Source organism: Chitinophaga sp. (genome assembly GCF_035564935.1).
Lineage (GTDB): Bacteria > Bacteroidota > Bacteroidia > Chitinophagales > Chitinophagaceae > Chitinophaga.
On sequence record NZ_DATMTE010000954.1, the window covers coordinates 1 to 6,204 of the forward strand.

Genomic DNA, 6,204 nt, shown 5'->3' on the forward strand with positions numbered 1-6,204 from the left:
TCCTGTAATCAGTAGAATCAGCGTAATCCTGAGTCAGACAACATCCCGCTTATACCAACAAAACACAGGCTAAAAAACTCCTGTAATCAGTAAAATCAGCGTAATCCTGAGTCAGACAAAATCCGCTACAAGACAAACGCCGAAGGCGTTTAAATCAATATCCCCGCGATGGCAGCGGACATATAAGACGCCAGCGTGCCGCATAACAGCGCTTTCAGCCCCAGTTTAGCCAGGTCGGACCTCCGGTCGGGGGCAAGCTCGCCGATGCCGCCAATCTGCATCCCTACACTGCTGAAATTGGCAAAGCCGGCAATCGCAATGGTAACAATGGCAATACCCTTGGAGGTTAACACCGGAACAGTTTTATCAGTAAGACTTTTAAACGCTACAAACTCATTAATGGTAAGTTTCTGGCCCAACAAGGTTGCTACATTCTGCACATCGCCCTGGGGCACGCCCATGGCCCAGGCCATTGGCATAAACACTTTCCCGAAGATCCAGTCGAGGCTGAGATTGAAGTCAGGATTGAAAGTATGACCAATATGGATCAGGATCCAGTCGATCAGCGCAATGAATGCAATAAACCCGATCAGCATGGCAATCACGTTCATGGCTATTTTAAAACCATCGCCGGCACCGTGTGAAATGGCGTCGATCACGTTGGTGTAGTTACTCTTTACTTCCATTTTAACACGGCCCATCGTTACACTTTCTTCCGTTTCCGGGAAAACGATCTTGGAAATCACCAGTGCGCCGGGAGCAGCCATGAGACTGGCTGTGATCAGGAAGGGCGCAATGTGCAATCCTGCCTGCAACCCCATGTTTACATACACCACCAGGATACCGCCAGCAATACAGGCCAGGCTACCACTCATAGACGCCAGGATCTCGCTCCTGGTCATACTTGATAAGTAGGGCCGGATCATTACCTGCGCTTCTACCTGCCCTACAAATGCACTCGCCACATTGCTCAACGCTTCCGCACCGCTAACACGCATCACATAGTTCATCGCCCGGGCAATTACCGCCACTACGCGCTGCATGATGCCGTAGTGATATAAAACCGCTACCAGCACACACACCAGGATGATGGTAGCCGTTACGTTAAAAGCAAATACAAATCCCCCCGCCGCATAATCCTTCAACCCTGTACCATCCGGCTGGGATACGCCAATACCGCCGTACACAAAGGCCGCGCCTTTACGGGCAAAGGCTTCCAGCTTACCCATTGCATCTCCCACCCGCTGGAAGAACCAGGTAATAGGGGGCACCTTAAATACCAGGAAACCGATCAATACCTGTAAGCCAATACCACTGAACACCAGCCTGTAATTGATCTTACTTCTGTTATTGGAGAATAGAAAGGCTATACCCAAAATAAGTACAATGCCTATGATGCCCTGAAAGCGTTCCATAAATGCAAATAAATCGTAAAATGTATGCAATGAAGCGACGAAGATAAGTTTTTTTGACGTGGTGCAGATCGGGAACCATCAGCTCATATAATTTTTCAGAAAAAATATATTTAGAAATGTATTTTTATTGCTTTCGCAATCGAATGAATAAACCAATGCAGCGTATTCACTATCGTTTAACCGCCACGTTATGTCTGGCGCTATTTGCCTGTGGACAAGGAAATCAGCCTAAAGACGGAAACAAACACGAACAAGATTCTATTGCCATGCGGGAGCAGTTTGCCACCTCGCCCGTATTGGATGCCAAAACAGCCATCGGTCAGATGCAGGTCGATAAAGGCCTGGAAGTGCAGCTGGTAGCCGCAGAACCCATGGTGGTAGCCCCTGTAACCATGTCGTTTGATGACCGCGGTCGCATGTGGGTAGTTGAAATGACCGGTTTTATGCCCGATACCACCGGCACCGGGGAAGATAAGCCCGATGGAAAAATCGTGATCCTGGAAGATACAGACCGCGACGGCGTGATGGATAAACGCACCGTGTTCCTCGACTCACTGGTGCTGCCAAGAGCCATATGCCTGATAGAAAACGGCGTATTGGTGGCTACACCTCCGCAACTGTGGTTCATAGAAAATAATGGTGATAAACCCGGTAAGAAAACCCTGGTGGACGATCAATATGCTGCCGGCGGAAATGTGGAACATCAGCCCAACGGTTTGCTGCGCGCCATGGATAACTGGATCTACAACGCAAAATCGGATAGGCGTTACCGTAAGGAGGGAAATAAATGGCTGAAAGAGTCTACCCACTTCCGCGGCCAATGGGGTATTACCCAGGATGATCATGGACGTCTTTATTATAATAACAACTCCGAAAACCTCCTGGGCGATTACTTTTCACCCGGTTTGGGCGGCACTAATCCCCAGCAGAATAATGCGGCCGGTTTCGATCAGAAAATAGTACCCGATAACCGTACTTATCCGGCTCATCCTACACCCGGCGTAAACCGAGGTTACCAGAAAGGCACGCTGGACGACAGCCTGCGCCTGGTGAATTTTACCGCCGCCTGCGGCCCGATGATCTACCGCGGCAACCTGCTGCCGGCTACTTATGCAGGCAACGCATTTGTGGCAGAGCCCTCCGCCAACCTGATCAAAAGGAATATTTTGTCAGACAGCGGCTACATTGTGAAAGGGGTACAGGCCTATAAAGGAAAGGAATTTCTGGCCAGCACAGATGAGCGCTTCCGCCCGGTGGATTTGCGTACCGGCCCCGACGGGGCGTTGTACATTGCCGATATGTATCGCGGTATCCTGCAGCATAAAACCTATATTACAGAATACCTGAAGAATGAAATAAAGATGCGTAACCTTACGCTGCCGCTGAACTGCGGCCGTATTTACCGGATCATTCCTGCAGGCAGCAAACCGCAGCCGGTAACGTTTGAACTTACGCCTGCTTTTCTCGGTAAAATGCTGGGTAACGAAAATGGTATTTTGAGAGATAAAGCGCAGCAACTCATCATTGATCAGCACTTAACAGCCATGGCGCCCGAACTGAGAACCATGCTCAAAGATGCCACGCATCCGCTCACACAGATCCACGCCCTCTGGACCCTGGAAGGGCTGCACAGCCTTACAGCAGAAGATATCAGCTGGATCTGGCAACAAGCCGATGCCGGTTTAAAATTGCAGGGGCTCGCAGCATTACCATCGGTATTGAACAGCGGCAGTATCAAGGCAACCGTAGCAGCGCTGGATTCCTTATCAAACAACCCTTACCTGGCGCCGGCAGTGGCTTATATATTGCCGGCAGTAGGAAAACTGGATAAAACAGCGGCCACACATCTGGAAGATAAGATGATAAAAGCGTATGCGCCTGACCGTTATGTGTCTGCCGCGCTGGTGAACAATGCCGCCAACAGGGAAGAGGCTTTACTGAAACAGGTAATTGCCTGGAACCCCGACACTACATTGGTATTGCGCCGTCAGCTGCAACTGGTACTGAAGAACATGGACAGTAAAGCCAACGCTAAAAAGATGGAAGCCTTGCGGAAAGAATTGCCAGGAGGATATAAGATCTTTAATACCGTATGCCAAACCTGTCATGGTAAAAGCGGGGAAGGCATCGCCTCCATGGCGCCACCGCTGAATGAAAGCAACTGGGTGAACGGTAATAAGAAAGCATTTATATCTATTGTATTATTCGGTCTCACCGGACCGGTAGAAGTACACGGAAAGATGTACAAAGCCCCCGAAATAAACGGCGATATGCCGGGTATAGGTGGTAGCGATGAATTTAGCGATGCTGATATTGCACAGCTGCTTACCTTCCTGCGCAGCGCCTGGAAAAATAAAGCCGATAAAGTGACCGCCGCTGATATCCAACAGGTGCGGAAACTGCACAATGGCCGCCAGAAGCCTTTCACAGCGGGCGAATTAGCGAATTAACCTTTTGTTGTAAATAAAAGTCCTATATTTGCCGGATACAATTATTCATTAATTGCATCCGGCAAATTACATATTACCCTTACTCAATACACCCCGTGCATCCAAATGCACGTGCGGGTTTCTTTTGCCGTTCTTATCCTGCCCAAAAGACTTCAACAATTAAGCCCGGGCAACTTTTAGCATATAAAGTGTTGTACCCGGGGGGATAACTGCATCTGCACAGTTTTATTCCATTAGTATTTCCAAAACAATCTTATAAAATCAGTTTTATGAATCATCGGATAGCACGATGGGCGGTTTATTTTTTATGCCTGTTGCTGGATGTGAGCGTGGCTGCAAGCCTTTATCGCGGTTATTTAAGCGGATGGATCCTGTTACCTGTAGCAGTGGGCCTTACCCTGCTTACGATCTACGACCGGTTGCAGGGTAAGCATGCGCTGCTGCGGAATTATCCCTTGCTGGGCCGGCTGCGTTACCTGCTGGAACAGATAAGGCCGGAAATGCGGCAGTACTTTTTTGAATCAGATACAGACGGGCGGCCCTTCAGTCGCCGGCAGCGCGCAGTAGTGTATCAACGCGCGAAAGATGTAAAACAAACGGTGGCTTTTGGGGCGCTGGACAATATGTACGAACCGGGCTATGAATGGGCGGCCCATACGGCGTTTCCCACTAAGGTAAAACCGGAGTCGCTGCGGGTGAACATCGGGAATGAACAATGCGATAAGCCTTATAATGCCAGCCTGCTGAACATCAGCGCCATGAGTTACGGCGCGTTGAGTAAAACAGCGATCGCCTCTCTCAATGGCGGCGCGCAGATAGGCAATTTTGCACACAATACGGGGGAGGGCGGGATCAGCCCTTATCACCTGCAGCATGGCGGCCACCTGATCTGGCAGATCGGTACAGGCTACTTCGGCTGCCGGGATGAAAGCGGCAACTTTTCCCCGGAAGTATTTGCTGCGGCAGCAAATGAACCGGCTGTAAAAATGATTGAAGTGAAGCTGAGCCAGGGCGCCAAACCCGGTAAGGGCGGCGTATTGCCGGCCGCCAAAAACACTCCTGAAATTGCAGGTATCCGTAAAGTAAAACCGGGTGTAAGCGTACTATCGCCTGCAGGCCATACCGCCTTCAGCAATGAGTATGAAATGCTGGCTTTTCTGCAACAGTTACGTAAGCTTTCCGGGGGCAAGCCGGTAGGGTTTAAGCTGTGCGTGGGCCGTGCAGATGAGTTTGAACGTATCTGCACAGCCATGGTAAACACGGGTATTTATCCTGATTTTATCACAGTAGATGGCGCGGAAGGCGGTACCGGTGCGGCTCCGCTGGAGTTCACCGATTCCATCGGCATGCCTTTGTACGATGCACTGGCACTGGTAACCAACCTGCTGAAACATCACCGGTTGAAGCAACACGTACGCATTATTGCCAGCGGAAAAATAATTACCGGCTTCGACATACTAAAAGTACTGGCAATGGGTGCGGATGCCTGTTACAGCGCCCGGGGAATGATGCTGGCCCTGGGTTGTATCCAGGCGCTGCAATGCGATAGCGGCAGTTGTCCTGTGGGGGTGGCTACGCAGGACCCGCATTTGTACCAGGGAGTAAATGTGGCCGACAAAAAAGTACGGGTAGCCAATTATCACCGTAACACCATTGCGGCACTGGCGGAACTCATGGGCGCCTGCGGATTTGCTTCCGCAGAGAAGGTGGATCCTGCCGCCCTGTACAGGCGTGTAACCAGAACGGATATACGATCTTATGAAGAAATATATGCTCCGGATCATAACAGTAAAGCAGGCGCATTGCTGTACCCGGGGCCATCTGTAAACAACTGACATAAAACCCGGTTATCATGAAAAAGAAACAGATCATTGTGTCCCTACATGATTACGAAATCCTTAAAACCCTGTGCTATCACGCACCGGGTACGGACAAACTGAGAGAAGAGCTTGAAAGGGCCACTATCAGGAAAGGTAAAGTACCTGCCGATGTAGTGCAGGTAAACTCTACCCTGCGGTTCAGGGATGAGCGTAGTGGGGCTATCAGAAACGTACAGCTGGTATTGCCGGCTGCCAGCAATTTACAGCTGGGTAAATTATCGATCCTTTCTCCCATAGGCACCGCCTTATTGGGATACAGCACCGGTGATATAATAGATTGGGAAGTGCCTGCGGGAAAAACGCAGCTGCATATCCTGGATGTAATTAATACGGAAGTAAACGTATAGAAGAAGCTATTAGTGTTAGCGATCAAATATGTATCACAGAGCAAAAAAAGCCCTGGCGTCTGCCAGGGCTTCCTTTTTTTATTGGTAAGTTATTTTATCGCCGTATTTGATA

At 49.8% G+C, this 6,204-nt stretch carries 4 protein-coding genes; 3 read left to right on the forward strand and 1 reads right to left on the reverse strand.

Annotated elements, in window-relative coordinates; all coding sequences use genetic code 11:
• Positions 1–149: 149 nt before the first annotated feature.
• Entirely contained in the window at positions 150–1,415 is a 1,266-nt protein-coding gene (locus tag VN105_RS24710; protein ID WP_325645268.1) for a NupC/NupG family nucleoside CNT transporter, read from the reverse strand.
• A 143-nt stretch (positions 1,416–1,558) separates the two neighbouring features.
• Here VN105_RS24710 and VN105_RS24715 point away from each other — a divergent pair, with 143 nt between their 5' ends.
• The 3 genes from VN105_RS24715 to VN105_RS24725 all read left to right on the forward strand — a co-directional run bounded on the left by VN105_RS24715 (position 1,559) and on the right by VN105_RS24725 (position 6,092).
• Complete coding sequence (locus tag VN105_RS24715) at positions 1,559–3,865, forward strand: DUF7133 domain-containing protein (protein ID WP_325645269.1); 2,307 nt, start codon at positions 1,559–1,561, stop codon at positions 3,863–3,865.
• 269 nt (positions 3,866–4,134) lie between these two features.
• Complete coding sequence (locus VN105_RS24720) at positions 4,135–5,700, forward strand: FMN-binding glutamate synthase family protein (protein WP_325645271.1); 1,566 nt, start codon at positions 4,135–4,137, stop codon at positions 5,698–5,700.
• Positions 5,701–5,717: 17 nt separating this feature from the next.
• Positions 5,718–6,092 (forward strand): GreA/GreB family elongation factor, encoded by a 375-nt coding sequence (locus VN105_RS24725; protein WP_325645273.1) that lies wholly within the window; start codon positions 5,718–5,720, stop codon positions 6,090–6,092.
• Positions 6,093–6,204: the final 112 nt, after the last annotated feature.